Origin of the sequence: Microbulbifer halophilus (assembly GCF_026183675.1) — a bacterium.
Taxonomy (GTDB): Bacteria; Pseudomonadota; Gammaproteobacteria; order Pseudomonadales; family Cellvibrionaceae; genus Microbulbifer; species Microbulbifer halophilus.
The window spans coordinates 21,425-36,939 of the sequence record NZ_JAPIVK010000023.1 but is presented as its reverse complement, the minus strand read 5'-3'; the positions used below and the strand labels follow the sequence as shown (position 1 = coordinate 36,939).

The following is a 15,515-nucleotide window of genomic DNA, read 5'->3' as shown; positions in this document are numbered from 1 at the left end:
CTTCCCCCAGCCCCTCCCCCGCAAGCGGAGAGGGGAGCATGATGAATCAGTGGCGGTATTCTACCTCGACGTCGTAGTCATCGTCGTCCCAGTCGTCATCATCGTCATCGTGCGCGGCCCGCTTTTTGCCGCGCTGGACATCGCGCAGTTCCTGGATGCGCTCGCGCGCCTCGCGCTGCATCCGCCGCTGATCCTCCAGCTCCGCCTCGGCCAGTTCCGGGTTCGCGGCCTCTTCCCCCCGGCGCTCTTCGAGATAGTCCATCAGGCGCCCGGCGAGCACATCGGTGCCCTGGCCGCGGATGGCGGCGACGCGGAACACCGGCCCCTGCCAGTCCAGCGCCTCGACGACGGCGCTGCATCGTTCCTCCAGCTCTTCCGCCGGCACCAGGTCGGTCTTGTTCAGCACCAGCCAGCGCTCGCGCCCGGCCAGGGTGGGACTGAAGTCCGCCAGTTCGCGCTCGATGGCGCGGGCGTTCTCCACCGCCTCGGTGCCGTCGAAGGGCGCCAGGTCCACCAGGTGCAACAGCACGCGGCAGCGGGTCAGGTGCTTGAGGAAGCGGATACCCAGGCCCGCGCCCTCGGCGGCACCCTCGATCAGACCGGGAATATCGGCGATCACGAAGCTGCGGTGTTTCTGCACCTGCACCACCCCCAGGTTCGGCACCAGGGTGGTAAACGGGTAGTTGGCGACCTTGGGCCTGGCGGCGGACACGGCGCGGATAAAGGTGGACTTGCCGGCATTGGGCAGGCCCAGCATGCCCACGTCTGCCAGCACCTTGAGCTCCAGTTTGAGACTGCGCTCCTCGCCCTCGGTGCCGTTGGTGGTCTGGCGCGGCGCGCGGTTGGTGCTGGACTTGAAGCGGGTATTGCCGAGGCCGTGCCAGCCACCCTGAGCCACCAACAGGCGCTGGCCGGCCTCAGTCATATCGCCGAGGGTCTCGCCGGTATCCACATCGATTGCGGTGGTGCCCACCGGCACTTTCAGCACCAGGTCCTCGCCCTTGGCACCGGTGCAGTTGCGGCCGCGCCCCTGCTCACCGCTCTCGGCGCGGTAGCGGGGCTGGTAGCGGTAGTCCACCAGGGTGTTCAGGGACTCGTCGGCCTGCAGGTAGACGGAGCCGCCGTCGCCGCCGTCGCCGCCGTCGGGGCCGCCCTTCTCGACAAACTTCTCCCGGCGGAAGCTCAGGCAGCCGTTGCCGCCCTTGCCGGCCCGGACGTGGATGGGGGCTTCGTCTACGAATTTCATGGTGATTCCAGTTTGGTTTCGGGTTGCAGATGGCTGCTGGGCCCGGGGGATCGCGGGCTGCGCTCCACAATGATAATTATCGAACCGGTTGAGCGGTGCACTTTTCCCGGGCCCCGATACAAAAAAACCCCGCACTGGGCGGGGCTTTCGGACTGACCTTCAGAACCGCTCAGGCAGTTTCGATGGAAACATACTTGCGACTCTGGGGGCCCTTCACTTCGAACTTCACAACGCCGTCCGCGGTGGCGAACAGGGTGTGGTCCTTGCCCATGCCAACGTTGACGCCGGCGTGGAACTTGGTGCCGCGTTGACGCACGATGATGTTGCCTGCCACTGCAGACTGGCCGCCAAAGCGCTTCACGCCCAGGCGTTTACTCTCGGAATCGCGCCCATTGCGCGTACTACCGCCAGCTTTCTTGTGTGCCATGAGTCGTTACTCCTCTACTTATGCCTTGATGCCAGTGATTTTAACTTCGGTGTACCACTGACGGTGGCCCTGACGGGTCATGGAGTGCTTGCGGCGGCGGAATTTGATGATCTTCACCTTATCGCCGCGCGCGTGGTTCACCACTTCGGCAGTCACTTTAGCGCCGTCTACGACCGGGGCACCGATGTCAATCTTGTCGCCGTCGACAACCATCAGCACCTTGTCAAAATCGATGGATTCGCCGGTGGCGACTTCCAGCTTCTCCAGGCGAAGTACTTCGCCCTCTTCCACGCGGTGCTGCTTGCCACCGCTCTCAATTACAGCGTACATATTCTCTATGCTCCGGGATGGACGACACGAAGCAGCGGGAGGACGCCGGCGTACCGGTCAGTCACTGCTCCGCATTTCGGGAGCTTGCGCCGTGTAGTTAAAACTATCCGCCCCCGACCAATCCCCACACGTGGGAGCCGGCCAAAGCGGGGCGCAGATTCTAATCAATTCGCGAGATTGATACAATAGCGCACTGTTTAGCGCTCAATGACACCCTCGCCGCCCGGACGACATCGCCGGAGCGGCGCCCAGCAAGTAGTATAAGGAACCCTCGAATGCTGCCTTTCCACCGGGTCGCGGCCGACGACTTCGCCGCAGTCAACCAGCGGATCATCGACCAACTGCACTCGGACGTTCCCCTGGTCGAGAATATCGGCCACTACCTGGTCGAGGCGGGCGGCAAGCGCCTGCGGCCGCTGCTGGTACTGCTGTGTACCCGCGCCGCGGGCTATTGCGGCCGCGATCATATCGACCTGGCGGCGATCATCGAGTTCATCCACACCGCCACGCTGCTACACGACGATGTGGTGGACACGTCCGACATGCGCCGCGGCCGTATCACCGCCAACGCCAGGTGGGGCAATGCGCCGGCGGTGCTCGTGGGAGACTTCCTCTACTCCCGCGCCTTCCAGATGATGGTGGCCCTGCGGGATATGGACATCATGTCGATCCTGTCCGAGACCACCAACACCATCGCCGAGGGCGAGGTGCAGCAACTGGTCAACGCCGGCGACCCGGCAGTGAGCGAGGACAATTACTTCAGGGTGATCCACAAGAAGACCGGCGCCCTGTTCGAGGCCGCCTGCGAGACGGCGGCGGTACTGGCGGGCTGTACCGACGGGCAGCGCAACGCCCTCAAACTCTACGGCCGCCACCTGGGACTGGCCTTCCAACTGGTGGACGACGCCCTGGACTACCGCGGCAATGCCGAGGAGCTGGGCAAGAATGTCGGCGACGACCTGGCCGAGGGCAAGCCCACCCTGCCGCTGATTTACACCATGGCCAATGGTTCCGGGACCCAGGCGGCACTGGTGCGCGAGGCGATCGAGCAGCGCAGCGCCGACAGGCTCACAGAGATTGTCACGGCCATTGAGGAATGCGGAGCGCTGGAGTACACCATGGAGCGGGCGCGGGCGGCGGTGGACAACGCCAGGGACCAGCTGGCCCTGCTGCCCGACAGTGATCAGAAAACGGCACTGCAACAGCTGGCGAGTTTTGCGGTGGAGCGGACGGTTTAGGGGCTTCGGTAACCGCCCTCTCCCCCAACCCCTCTCCCGATGGGAGAGGGGAGCTATGTTAGAGAGGCAAGTGTCAGGCCCCAGCACGGGATTCTTTCCCTGCACCGGGTATACCCTGGGCGCGGCGTCAGCCGCGAATCAGCTTCAATAATTCCCCGGTCTTTTCCTGCATCAGCGCCTCGTCCCCACGGGACTCGACATTCAAACGCACCACCGGTTCGGTGTTGGACATACGCAGGTTGAAGCGCCAGTCCGCGAAGGCGACGCTGAGACCGTCCACGTGTTCGATGCTCTCTGCATCCGCCCCATACCGTTTCCCGGCTTTTTTCAGCAGCGCCGCCGGATCTTCCACCTTGGAATTGATCTCGCCGGAACAGGGGAAGGCGGCCATGCGTTCGCTCACCAGTTGCGACAGGGGCTTGCCGCTGCGGCTGACCAGCTCCGCCACCAGCAGCCAGGGAATCATACCGCTGTCGCAGTAGGCGAAATCGCGGAAATAGTGGTGCGCACTCATCTCGCCACCGTAGATGGCGTTTTCCTTGCGCATGCGCTCCTTGATAAACGCGTGGCCGGTCTTGCTCTCGATCGGCTCGCCGCCGTTGGCGCGAACGATATCCTGGGTGTTCCACACCAGGCGCGGATCGTGCACGACCTTGCTGCCCGGCTGCTTGAGCAGGAAGGCCTCGGCCAGCAGCCCCACCACATAGTAACCCTCGATAAAATCACCGTTTTCATCGAAGAAGAAGCAGCGATCGAAATCGCCATCCCAGGCGATACCGAAATCGGCACCGCTTTCCTTTACTGCCCTCGAAGTGGACTCGCGATTTTCCGTCAGGATGGGATTGGGAATGCCATTGGGGAAGCTCCCGTCCGCCTCGTGGTGTACGCGCACAAACTCGAACGGCAGCTGCGGGGCCAGCGCATCCACCACGGCACCGGCGCCGCCGTTGCCGGCGTTGACCACCAGTTTCAGCGGTTTCAGTTTGTCGGTGTCGACATAGCCCAGCAGGTGTTTGACGAAATCTTCGCGGTGCGCGTAGTCCCGCAGTTTGCCGCGCTTTTCAACCGGGGCGAAGTCGTTGTCCTCCGCCAGGCGCCTGATATCCCTGAGCCCGGTATCGCCACTGATCGGGCGGCTGCCGGAGCGCACGAACTTCATGCCGTTGTAATCCATCGGGTTGTGGCTGGCGGTCACGCAGATACCGCCGTCGGCCTTTTCTCCCGAGAAGTGACCATGGAAGGTGGCAAAGTAGACCTCTTCGGTGCCGCACTCGCCGATATGGAATACATCCGCACCGGCATCGCGCAGCCCCTCGGCCAGGGCATCGGTCAGCTCGCCGCTGGTCAGGCGGATATCGTGACCCACGACCACGCGCCGGGCTCCCAGAAACTGCGCAAAGGCGCGCCCCACCCGGTAGGCGACATCGGTGTTCAACTCATCGGGCACGCGGCCGCGCAGGTCGTAGGCCTTGAAACAGGTCAGCTCGGTCACTTACTTCTTCTCCAGTTCGGCCTGCTTCGGCAGGTAGACATTCTCGTAGACAAAATTGGTGGCCTCGATAAAGCCGTCGACGGAACCGCAGTCGAAACGGCGCCCCTTGAAGTTGTATGCCAGCACACAACCGCGCTGGGCCTGGGTCAGCAGGGCATCGGTGATCTGCACCTCGCCGTTCTTGCCCGGTGGGGTTTCGCGGATCAGGTCGAAAATGTCCGGAGTGAGGATATAGCGACCGATGATCGCCAGATTGCTGGGTGCGTCCTCGGCGGCCGGCTTCTCCACCATATCGGTCACCTGGTGCAGTCCCGGCTTGATCTCGTTGCCGGCGATAACCCCGAACTTGTGGATATGCTCCCGCGGCACTTCCTCCACCGCAACGATGCTGCAGCGGAACTGTTTGTACAACTGCACCATCTGCCCCAGCACGCCCAGGCCGTCGTTCAGGCACAGGTCATCCGCCAGCACTACGCCGAAGGGCTCGTCGCCCACCAGGCGCTGCCCCTGCAGGATGGCATCGCCCAGGCCGCGCATTTCCCCCTGCCGGGTGTAGGAGAAGTTCGCCTCGTCGATGACCTTGCGCACACTGTCCAGGTACTTTTCCTTACCGGTTCCGGAAATCTGGTGCTCCAGCTCGAAATTGGTATCGAAATGATCCTCGATGGCGCGCTTGCCGCGGCCGGTCACGAAACCGATCTCGCCCAGGCCGGCCTCGATGGATTCCTCGACGCCATACTGTACCAGCGGCTTGTTGACCAGCGGCAGCATCTCTTTGGGCATGGCCTTGGTGGCAGGCAGGAACCGGGTGCCATAACCGGCAACCGGGAAAAGACATTTTCTAAGCATTTTTTCCCCAATTCATCTTGTTTGAATGCAGCGCTCCCCGCGCTAGGCCGGAAACGGTATCGCACCCGGACCGCGGTATCCGCGGTTAACGCGGCAACTTATCACAAATCGGTTACAGCTATCACTTACACGCAAAAACAGCCGGCAAGCCGCGCCGGGCAGGGGCAAACAGGGACCAGCAACCCGTGTGCCAACCGGCTCTTCCACTGCGACGGGTGGTCGTGGCACAGTTGGGACTAAAGTAACAACTGCGGGTCACAAAAAGGACAGTGACCGACTGGACAAGCTATCCTCAGTCTTTAGAATGCCCGCTCTTGCAAAAACGCCCAGTCCCTGTGGCGCGAACACCCAAAAAAATGGGAATAAGATGAGTAACTTCGTTCAAAAAAGCAGCTACGACAAAGAAGAACTGCTGGCCTGCTCGCGCGGCGAGATGTTCGGCCCCGGCAACGCGCAGCTGCCCGCACCCGATATGCTGATGCTCGACCGCATCACTCATGTATCCAAGGAAGGCGGTGCCTATGGCAAGGGCGAACTGATCGCCGAGCTCGATATTCACCCCGACCTGTGGTTCTTCGACTGCCACTTTCCCGGCGACCCGGTGATGCCCGGCTGCCTGGGCCTCGACGCCATGTGGCAGCTGCTCGGTTACTTCCTGGCCTGGAAGGGCAACCCCGGCCGCGGCCGCGCCCTCGGCTGCGGCGAAGTGAAGTTTACCGGCCAGATTCTACCGACCAACAAAAAGGTCACCTACCATATCCAGATGAGCCGGCTGGTCGAGCGCAGGCTGGTAATGGGCATCGGCGACGGCACGGTTTCCGTAGACGGCCGCGAAATATACAGTGCCAGGGATCTGCGCGTGGGTCTGTTCGCCCGCACCGACAACTTCTGACGCTCCAGAACAATAACAAAGTACACTGTCGAAAAGCTTTTCAGTTGGAGATCACTATGCGACGGGTCGCTGTCACCGGAATGGGTATCACCTCCTGTATCGGTACCGATGTCAACAGTGTCACTGCCTCCCTCAGAGAGGGTCGCAGCGGCATCCGTTTCCAGGAGGAATACAAGGAACTGGGCCTGCGCAGCCAGGTCGGCGGCGAGGTGGATATCGACTTCAAGGAGCATATCGACCGCAAGCAACTGCGCTTTATGGGCGACTCCGCGGCCTACGCGTATATCGCCATGCAGCAGGCGATCGAGATGTCCGGCCTGGAGGAGAGCGATGTCTCCAACCCGCGCACCGGCATCGTCATGGGTTCCGGCGGCACCTCCACCCGCGAGATCATCGACGCCGCACAGGTACTGAAGGAAAAGGGCGTGCGCCGCGTGGGCGCCTTCCGCGTGCCGCAGGTGATGGGCAGCACCGTCTCCGCCTGCCTGGCCACGCCGTTCAGGATCAAGGGCATCAACTACAGCATCTCCTCCGCCTGCGCCACCAGCGCCCACTGTATCGGCAACGGTGCCGAGCAGATCCTGATGGGCAAACAGGACATCGTTTTCGCCGGCGGCGGCGAGGAACTGGCCTGGAGCCTGACCCACCTGTTCGACGCCATGGGCGCCCTGTCCACCAAGTACAACGACGCCCCGGACAAGGCCTCGCGCCCCTACGACGCCGACCGCGACGGCTTCGTGATCGCCGGCGGCGGCGGCTGCCTGGTACTGGAGGAAATGGAACACGCAAAGGCTCGCGGCGCCAGAATCTACGCCGAGCTGACCGGTTACGGCGCCACCTCCGACGGCTACGATATGGTCGCCCCCAGCGGCGAGGGCGCCGAGCGCTGCATGAAGCAGGCGCTGGCCGGCCTCGACGGCCAGGGGCTGGAAGGCGACGTGGGTTATATCAACACCCACGGCACCTCCACACCGGTGGGCGACGTGGCCGAACTCAAGGCAATGCGCGCCGTCTTCGGCGACAAGGTGCCGGCTTTCGCCTCCACCAAGTCCCTGACCGGCCACTCCCTGGGCGCCGCCGGCGTACAGGAAGCCATCTACTGCCTGCTGATGATGCAGAACGACTTTATCGCCGCCTCCGCCAATGTGGACAACAAGGATGAAGAGGCAGCGGGAATGGATCTGGTGACGGAAGTGCGCAACACCGGCATTGAGCGCGCCATGTCCAACAGCTTCGGCTTTGGCGGTACCAATGCGTGCCTGGTGTTCGACAAGGTCTAAGCCGTCGGCCGCCGCCATCGATGCGTAAGGGCAAACCTTGTGTTTGCCCTTACAGATCACCCTCGCGGCTGGCAGTTATGCCCGGTCGCTTCCCTTCTCAACCGCCTCCAGCCAGAGCTCTACCTGCCGCGTGAGGCCCTGCCGCCAGCTGCGCTGCTGGATTCCGAAGACATCGCGCAATTTGCTGCAGGCGAGCACGGCGCTGCCGGTATTTTCCGTTTCCGCCTCCGGCAGCGCCGACAGTTCCGGGGCAAAATCCTCGTCGTAGAATGACTGCGCCCGCTCCACCACTTCCCGGGCGAATTCCAGCGCGGTGCAACTGTCCGACGAGCCGTAGTGGTAGATGCCGGTGCCGGACGCACCACTGGCCAGTTGCTGTGCCACCGCCACCGCCACCCGGACCAGGTCCGCCACGGTTACCGGGCTGCCGCCGCTGCGGTCGTCCAGGGCGATCGGCCTGTGTGCCACCAGGCCGCGCAGGATTCTGCCCAGCAGCGCGTCGTCGCTGCGATCCACCATCCAGCCGAAGCGCAGCAGGGTGAGGTTCTTGCAATCCAACAGCGCCTGCTCGCAGGCGAGCCACTGCAGCCCCGACTCCGTCACCGGCGCCGGCTCGTCCTCCTCGTCGTAGCGCTTGCGCTCGCCGCCGGCGAACACCCGGTAGGACGACAGGTGTACCAAATGGCTGCAGTCCTTCTGCGCCAACGCCAACTCGCGGCACACCTTCAGCGCCTTCGACATGCCGTCGTTGCCGGCGCAGGCGGAGGCGTTGATGGCGATGGCGCCGGGGCGCAGCTCGTCGAGCTGCTCCGGCGCCAGCAACTGCACGCGAAAGCCGACACGCTGCAGGCGTTTCTGCAGCGCGCTGTCGATGCGGTTGCCGGCGCCGATCACGGCGACGGTATCGGGGATATACCCGGTATGAAGCTCAGGCACGCTCGAACCCGGCCCGACCTAGAAGGGGATGTCGTCGTCGAAGCTGTTGTCGAAGCCGCCGGCCGGAGCCTGGTTCGGCTGGCCCGGCGCCTGGCCGCCGCCGGGCTGGTTGGAGGGCGCCATCGGCGAGGGGGCCGTGCGGCCCTGGGCGTAGGGATCCTGCTGCTGGCCGCCCTGCTGGAAACCGCCGCCCTGCGGCTGCCCCCCCTGTTGGAAGCCGGCGCCCTGGCCGCCGCCGAAGCCGCCCTGGTCCCCACCGCCGCGGCTGTCGAGCATCTGCATTTCGTTGGCGACGATCTCGGTGGTGTAGCGGTCCTGGCCGTTCTGGTCCTGCCACTTGCGGGTCTGCAAGCGGCCCTCGACATAAACCTTGCTGCCCTTGCGCAGGTACTCGCCGACGATCTCCGCCAGGCGGTTGAAGAAAACCACCCGGTGCCACTCGGTGCGCTCCTGCTGCTGGCCGGTCTGCTTGTCACGCCAGCTGTCGGAAGTGGCCAGGCTCACGTTGGCCACCGCCACGCCGCTGGGTGTAAAGCGGGTCTCCGGGTCCACGCCCAGATTGCCGATCAGAATGACTTTGTTGATACCCCTAGTGGCCATGGGCCTCTCCTCTCGTTCAGGTTCGGAAAATACTTCCGCTAATTTGAATGCGTCAATTGTGGATATTTATCCAGCAGCATACAAGAGCCGCCGCCGGTTGGTAAGCGCTAGCCCCGGGTGCGCCCGAGCGTCAGCAGCCACAGCAGCAGCCATAGTACCGATACCGCCAGGCCCAGCAGCGCCACTGCCGGGGCGCCGCCGAGACCGAACAGGTAACCGCCGAGGCTGCCGCCGAAGAAGGCCCCCAGGAACTGCAGGGTCGCATAGAGGCCGGACGCCGCACCGCGGGACTGCGCCGGCGCCGTGCGCGTCAGCTGGGCCGGCAGCAACGCTTCCAGCAGATTGAAGATGATAAAGAATACCGCCAGCAGCGCCACCAGCGCAGTGCCGCCCCCCCAGGGCATCAGGAGCGCGGCGCTACCGCCCCCCAGGCCGAGCATACCCAGCAGCAGCGCCTGCGACACCCGACCGCCGCGCTCCACCGCGCGCATCAGCGGCAGCATCAGCAGGAAGGCGCCCACCATCAACGGGCCGTAGAGCTTCCAGTGGTCGGCGCTGGGCAAGTCGAGCCTGGCCACGATTTCCAGCGGCAGGGGGACAAACAGTGCGGTCAGCAGCAGGTGGGAGAAAAACACCCCGCCCACCAGCCGCCAGGTGGTACCGCTTTGCAACAACCGGCGGAAGTCGCCGCGCTGCAGGCCGGCTCGCGGGTTCGCCCGCGGGGTGGGCACCAGCCGCCAGACCAGCAGCGCGCCCAGCAGCGCCAGCGCCGCAGTGACCCAGAAAATCGCCGCCAGGCCACCGAGCCCGGCCAGCGCCGGCCCCAGGATCATCGCCAGCATAAAGGCGATCCCGATGGCGGCGCCGATCGCGGCCATCGCCAGGCCGCGCTTCTCGTCGCGGGTCAGGTCCGCCATCAGCGCCATGGTGGCCGCGGCAATGGCGCCACAGCCCTGCAGCAGGCGCCCGGCGATCAGGCCGTAGACCGACTCCGTCATGGCGGCGACCACGCTACCCAGCGCGAATACCGCCAGTCCCATGAAAATCACCGGTTTGCGCCCGATGCGATCCGACAGCATCCCCAGCGGTATCTGCAACAGCGCCTGGCTCAGGCCGTAGGCACCCAGCGCCAGGCCCAGCAGCGCCGGGGTGCTGCCGCGGTAGTCGGCGCCGTAGACCGACAGCACCGGCAACACCATAAACAGGCCCAGCATGCGGAAGACGTACAGGGAGGCCAGGCCCGAGAGGGCGCGGCGTTCGGTGGAGTTCATGGAATGCCCGGGACAGCCAAAACTGGGCGCGCATTGTAACAGGCAAAACCTCTGGCTGTAGGGCCGAAGGCGCCGTGAATACCTGGAGCGGCCGGGACACCTCGCAGACAAGCCTCCAGGGATGGATTCACGGCATATCCCGAAACCTTTCCCCGGCAGCAGGGCCGCCACGGAGTCAGCTTAGTGACACCAGTCGGGACGAAGCGCCCAAGTCGAAAGGGCGAACACAAGGTTCGCCCCTACGCGCGCCCATATGTGTCGTCGAAGCGGACGATATCGTCTTCGCCCAGGTAGCTGCCGGACTGCACCTCGATCAGCTCCAGTTGGATGGTGCCGGGGTTTTCCAGGCGGTGGGTGACGCCGAGCGGGATATAGGTGGACTGGTTTTCGGTCAGCAGCAGCTCCTCGTCACCGCGGGTCACTTTGGCAGTGCCGCGCACCACGATCCAGTGCTCGGCGCGGTGGTGGTGCATTTGCAGGGACAGCTTGCAGCCCGGCTTGACCACGATGCGCTTGACCTGGAAGCGCGGCCCGCCGTCCACCGAGTCGTAGTAGCCCCAGGGGCGGTAGACCTTGCGGTGATTCTGCGCCTCACTGCGCTCGCTGCGCTTGAGCTGTGTCACCAGCTTTTTGACGTCCTGCACACGGTGCTTCTCGGCGACCAGTACCGCGTCGTCAGTGTCCACCACCACCAGGTCGCGCACCCCCAGCAGCCCCACCAGGCGGCTGTCCGCGCGCACCAGACAGCCTTCGCTGTCCTCGGTCAGCACGTCGCCCAGCAGCAGGTTGCCGTCGTCGTCCTTGTCCGCCAGCTCCCAGAGCGCGGACCAGGAGCCCACATCGCTCCAGCCGGCATCCATGGGCACAACGATGGCGGACTCGGTCTTTTCCATCACGGCGTAGTCTACCGAATCCTCGGGGCAGGCAGCGAAGGCCTCTCCGTCGATACGGGTGAAGTCCAGGTCCCGCGCAGCGCCGGCGAAGGCCGCGCGGCAGGCCTCGAGTATCTCCGGCCGGTGTTGTGCCAGCTCCTCGATATAGCGCGAGGCCCGGAACAGGAACATGCCGCTGTTCCAGGCGTAGTCGCCGCTGGCGAGATATTTTTCAGCGGTGGCCAGATCCGGCTTCTCGACAAATTCCGCCACTTTCCAGGCGCCATCGCCGATCCCCTCACCGCGGCGGATATAACCGTAGCCGGTCTCGGCGCAGCTGGGCACTATGCCAAAGGTCACCAGGTTGCCCTGCTCCGCCAGCCCCGCGGCGGGCGCCACCGCCGCGCGGAAGGCCTCGGTATCGGCGACCGCGTGGTCCGCCGGCAACACCAGCAATAGCGGGTCGTCACCGCCCTCGAGCGCGGCCAGCGCCGCCAGCGCGATGGCCGGTGCCGTATTGCGGGCACAGGGCTCCAGCAGTATCGACTGGGCGGCGCGGTCTATCTCCTGCAACTGCTCGGCGGCGGCGAAACGGTGCTCCTCGTTGCAGACCAGAATCGGGGGCCGCAGGCCCGGCAGGCCGTCCAGGCGCAGCGCCGTGGCCTGCAGCATGGTGTCGCTACCGGCCAGGGACAGGAACTGTTTCGGATAGGCTTCGCGGGACAGCGGCCACAGGCGCGAGCCGGTGCCGCCGCAGAGGATGACGGGGATCATAGGTGTCGATCGGTTGCTGACATTTTCTGGCGGGCAATTTTGGCACAGTTGACGACGGGATTATACTTGGCTGCTTTTCCGGCGGCGCAACCGCTCCCGGCCTCCCGACTGGCATCTCAAAACTCAAGTTTCGGAGTTCATGGTGTCTGCGGGGGGCACAAGCTGGAGCGGGGGGGCGCCTTTCTGGGACTGTCTGCGAGAGGGGCCGAAGGCGCCGTGAATACCTGGAGCGGCCGGGACACCTCGCAGACAAGCCTACAGGGACGTATTCACGGCGTGTCCCAGAAAGGCGCACCCCGCTCCAGCTCCCTGAACTGAACCCCGAAACTTGAGTCAAAAGAAGGTAGAGCGTGGATACGATTTATGTAAGGGGTGCGCGCACCCACAACCTGAAGAATATCGATCTGGATATTCCCCGCGACAAGCTGATCGTGATCACCGGCCTGTCCGGTTCCGGCAAGTCCTCGCTCGCCTTCGACACCCTGTACGCGGAGGGGCAGCGCCGCTATGTGGAGTCGCTGTCCACCTACGCGCGGCAGTTCCTGTCGATGATGGAAAAGCCGGACGTGGACACGGTGGAGGGCCTGTCGCCGGCGATCTCCATCGAGCAGAAGTCCACCTCCCACAACCCCCGCTCCACCGTGGGTACCATCACCGAGATCTACGACTACCTGCGCCTGCTGTTCGCCCGTGTGGGCGAGCCCCGCTGCCCGGATCACCACGAGGCGCTGCAGGCACAGACGGTGAGCCAGATGGTAGACCAGGTGCTGGCGCTGCCCGAGGGCAGCAAGATCATGCTCCTGGCGCCGATCGTGCGCGACCGCAAGGGCGAGCACCTGCACGTGTTCGAACAGCTGCGCCGCGACGGTTTCGTGCGCGCACGTATCGACGGCGTGGTCTGCGACCTGGACGACACCCCCAAACTGGACAAGCGCAAGAAACACACCGTCGAGGTAGTGGTGGATCGCTTCAGGGTGCGCGAGGATCTGGCGCTGCGCCTGTCGGAATCCTTTGAAACCGCGCTGGCGCTGACCGACGGCATCGCCTCCATCAGCTATATGGAGGGCGAAAAAGAAGACCACCTATTCTCCGCCCGCCACGCCTGCCCGGTATGCGACTACTCCCTGGACGAACTGGAGCCGCGCCTGTTCTCGTTCAACAACCCCGCCGGCGCCTGCCCCAGCTGCGACGGCCTGGGCGTAAAGCAATTTTTCGACGAGGACAAGATGATCCTCGACCCGGAGAGCAGCCTTTCCGAGGGCGCCATCCGCGGCTGGGACCGCCGCAATATCTACTACTTCCATATGCTCGACTCCCTGGCCGAGCACTACGGTTTCGACCTGGACAAGCCGTGGAAGAAACTGCGCAAGGCGCACAGACAGTTGATACTGCACGGCAGCGGCGACGAGGTAATCGACTTCAGCTACGTCAACGCCCGCGGCGATGTCACCGTGCGCCGCCATACCTTCGAGGGCATCATCCCCAACTTCCAGCGCCGCTACCGCGACACCGAGTCCCAATCGGTGCGCGACGAGCTGGCCAAATACCTGAGCACCCAGAGCTGCCCGGAATGCGAGGGTACCCGCCTGCGCCGCGAGGCGCGCAACGTCTTCATCGACGACCGCACCCTGTCACAGGTTACCGAGCTGCCGGTGGGCGATGCCTTTGATTACTTTGCCCACCAGGTCCGTTTCGACGGTGCGCAGAAGGAGATCGCCGACAAGATCCTCAAGGAGCTGCGCGACCGCTTCCGCTTCCTGGTGGATGTGGGCCTGAATTACCTGAGCCTGAACCGCAGCGCCGAGACCCTGTCCGGCGGCGAGGCCCAGCGCATCCGACTGGCCAGCCAGATCGGCGCCGGGCTTGTGGGCGTGATGTACATTCTCGACGAACCCTCCATCGGCCTGCACCAGCGGGACAACGAGCGACTGCTGGGCACGCTGACGCACCTGCGCGACCTGGGCAATACCGTGATCGTGGTGGAGCACGACGAAGAGGCCATCCGCAGCGCCGACTTCATCGTCGATATCGGCCCCGGTGCCGGCGTCCACGGCGGCGAGGTGGTGGCGGCCGGGCCGGCGGAGAAGATCGCCGCCTGCGAGCGCTCACTCACCGGCCAGTACCTGGCAGGCGTAAAGGAAATCGCCGTACCGGAGGAACGCTACCTGCCCGACCCGGACTACTGGCTGCGCATCGAGGGCGCCAGTGGCAATAACCTCAAGGCCGTCGACCTGGAGATTCCGGTGGGCCTGCTCACCTGCGTCACCGGTGTCTCCGGCTCCGGCAAGTCGACACTGATCAACGCCACCCTCTACCCACTGGCGGCCACGGCGCTGAACAAGGCCAGCACCCTCAAGGCCGCGCCCTACGGGGCGGTGGAAGGCCTGGATCACTTCGACAAGTGCGTGGATATCGACCAGAGCCCCATCGGCCGCACACCGCGCTCGAATCCGGCCACCTACACCGGCATCTTCACTCCCATCCGCGAACTCTTTGCCGGCACCCAGGAGGCCCGTTCGCGGGGCTACAAGCCCGGGCGTTTCAGCTTCAACGTCAAGGGCGGCCGCTGCGAGGCCTGCCAGGGCGACGGCGTGATCAAGGTGGAAATGCACTTCCTGCCGGATATCTACGTGCCCTGCGACACCTGCAAGGGCCGGCGCTACAACCGCGAGACCCTCGAGGTGCGCTACAAGGGCAAAAACATCCAGGAAGTACTGGAGATGACCATCGAGGAAGCGCGGGAATTCTTCGACCCGGTCCCCTCCATCGCCAAGAAGCTGCAGACACTGATGGATGTGGGCCTGTCCTATATCAAGCTGGGCCAGGCGGCGACCACCCTGTCCGGCGGCGAAGCGCAACGGGTCAAGCTGTCCCGCGAGCTGTCCAAACGCGATACCGGCCAGACGCTGTACATCCTCGACGAACCCACTACCGGCCTGCACTTCGCGGATATCCAGTTGCTGCTGGACGTACTGCACCGGCTGCGCGACCACGGCAACACCATCGTCGTGATCGAACACAACCTGGATGTGATCAAGACCGCCGACTGGATCGTCGACCTGGGACCGGAAGGCGGTTCCGGCGGCGGCGAGATCATTGCCACCGGCGCGCCGGAGGAAGTAGTTGAGGTCGAGGCCTCCCACACCGGACGCTTCCTGAAGCCGATGCTGAGCTGACGAAGGGCGAAACAGCCGGTGGCTTAGGGTGGGCCCAGCAAAACCCAACTCATCCGATATCAACAGGGCGGGCCGCTCCGGTTTCGCCCTTTTTTGTGTCCGAGTTTCTATTCACCAACGGCCACGCAACTA

At 64.4% G+C, this 15,515-nt stretch carries 13 protein-coding genes; 4 read left to right on the top strand and 9 right to left on the bottom strand.

Features of this window, described 5'->3' with window-relative positions:
- Nucleotides 1-46: 46 nt before the first annotated feature.
- The 3 genes from cgtA to rplU form a co-directional block, all read right to left on the bottom strand.
- Nucleotides 47-1,246 (bottom strand): Obg family GTPase CgtA, encoded by a 1,200-nt coding sequence (cgtA, locus tag OQE62_RS12875; protein WP_265722450.1) that lies wholly within the window; start codon nucleotides 1,244-1,246, stop codon nucleotides 47-49.
- A 169-nt stretch (nucleotides 1,247-1,415) separates the two neighbouring features.
- Nucleotides 1,416-1,673 (bottom strand): 50S ribosomal protein L27, encoded by a 258-nt coding sequence (rpmA, locus tag OQE62_RS12870; protein WP_265722449.1) that lies wholly within the window; start codon nucleotides 1,671-1,673, stop codon nucleotides 1,416-1,418.
- An 18-nt stretch (nucleotides 1,674-1,691) separates the two neighbouring features.
- The gene (rplU, locus tag OQE62_RS12865; RefSeq protein WP_265722448.1) at nucleotides 1,692-2,003 is read right to left on the bottom strand and encodes a 50S ribosomal protein L21; all 312 of its coding nucleotides are present in this window, start codon (nucleotides 2,001-2,003) and stop codon (nucleotides 1,692-1,694) included.
- Nucleotides 2,004-2,278: 275 nt separating this feature from the next.
- Here rplU and ispB point away from each other — a divergent pair, with 275 nt between their 5' ends.
- Nucleotides 2,279-3,241, top strand: a complete 963-nt coding sequence (gene ispB / locus OQE62_RS12860; protein ID WP_265722447.1) for an octaprenyl diphosphate synthase — start codon at nucleotides 2,279-2,281, stop codon at nucleotides 3,239-3,241.
- A 127-nt stretch (nucleotides 3,242-3,368) separates the two neighbouring features.
- Here the strand turns inward: ispB and OQE62_RS12855 are convergent, their stop codons facing one another.
- Entirely contained in the window at nucleotides 3,369-4,733 is a 1,365-nt protein-coding gene (locus tag OQE62_RS12855; protein WP_265722446.1) for a phosphohexomutase domain-containing protein, read from the bottom strand.
- Entirely contained in the window at nucleotides 4,734-5,582 is an 849-nt protein-coding gene (galU, locus tag OQE62_RS12850; protein ID WP_265722445.1) for a UTP--glucose-1-phosphate uridylyltransferase GalU, read from the bottom strand.
- Nucleotides 5,583-5,949: 367 nt separating this feature from the next.
- Between galU and fabA the strand changes: the two genes are divergently transcribed.
- Complete coding sequence (gene fabA, locus OQE62_RS12845) at nucleotides 5,950-6,474, top strand: 3-hydroxyacyl-[acyl-carrier-protein] dehydratase FabA (protein ID WP_265722444.1); 525 nt, start codon at nucleotides 5,950-5,952, stop codon at nucleotides 6,472-6,474.
- A gap of 56 nt (nucleotides 6,475-6,530) precedes the next feature.
- A complete protein-coding gene (gene fabB, locus OQE62_RS12840) occupies nucleotides 6,531-7,754 on the top strand; it encodes a beta-ketoacyl-ACP synthase I (RefSeq protein WP_265722443.1) in 1,224 nt (407 codons plus the stop codon).
- A 75-nt stretch (nucleotides 7,755-7,829) separates the two neighbouring features.
- Here the strand turns inward: fabB and OQE62_RS12835 are convergent, their stop codons facing one another.
- From OQE62_RS12835 to OQE62_RS12820, 4 genes are all read right to left on the bottom strand, one after another.
- The gene (locus OQE62_RS12835) at nucleotides 7,830-8,690 is read right to left on the bottom strand and encodes a sugar nucleotide-binding protein (RefSeq protein WP_265722442.1); all 861 of its coding nucleotides are present in this window, start codon (nucleotides 8,688-8,690) and stop codon (nucleotides 7,830-7,832) included.
- An 18-nt stretch (nucleotides 8,691-8,708) separates the two neighbouring features.
- Nucleotides 8,709-9,290 carry a single-stranded DNA-binding protein gene (gene ssb / locus OQE62_RS12830; RefSeq protein WP_265722441.1) on the bottom strand — a complete coding sequence of 194 codons (582 nt, stop codon included), beginning with the start codon at nucleotides 9,288-9,290 and terminating at the stop codon, nucleotides 8,709-8,711.
- Between the two features lie 107 nt (nucleotides 9,291-9,397).
- Nucleotides 9,398-10,561, bottom strand: a complete 1,164-nt coding sequence (locus OQE62_RS12825) for an MFS transporter (RefSeq protein WP_265722440.1) — start codon at nucleotides 10,559-10,561, stop codon at nucleotides 9,398-9,400.
- 239 nt (nucleotides 10,562-10,800) lie between these two features.
- The gene (locus tag OQE62_RS12820) at nucleotides 10,801-12,207 is read right to left on the bottom strand and encodes a mannose-1-phosphate guanylyltransferase/mannose-6-phosphate isomerase (RefSeq protein WP_265722439.1); all 1,407 of its coding nucleotides are present in this window, start codon (nucleotides 12,205-12,207) and stop codon (nucleotides 10,801-10,803) included.
- Between the two features lie 350 nt (nucleotides 12,208-12,557).
- On the opposite strand from OQE62_RS12820, the gene uvrA reads away from it, so the two are divergent.
- Nucleotides 12,558-15,383 carry an excinuclease ABC subunit UvrA gene (gene uvrA, locus OQE62_RS12815; RefSeq protein WP_265722438.1) on the top strand — a complete coding sequence of 942 codons (2,826 nt, stop codon included), beginning with the start codon at nucleotides 12,558-12,560 and terminating at the stop codon, nucleotides 15,381-15,383.
- Nucleotides 15,384-15,515 lie beyond the last annotated feature (132 nt).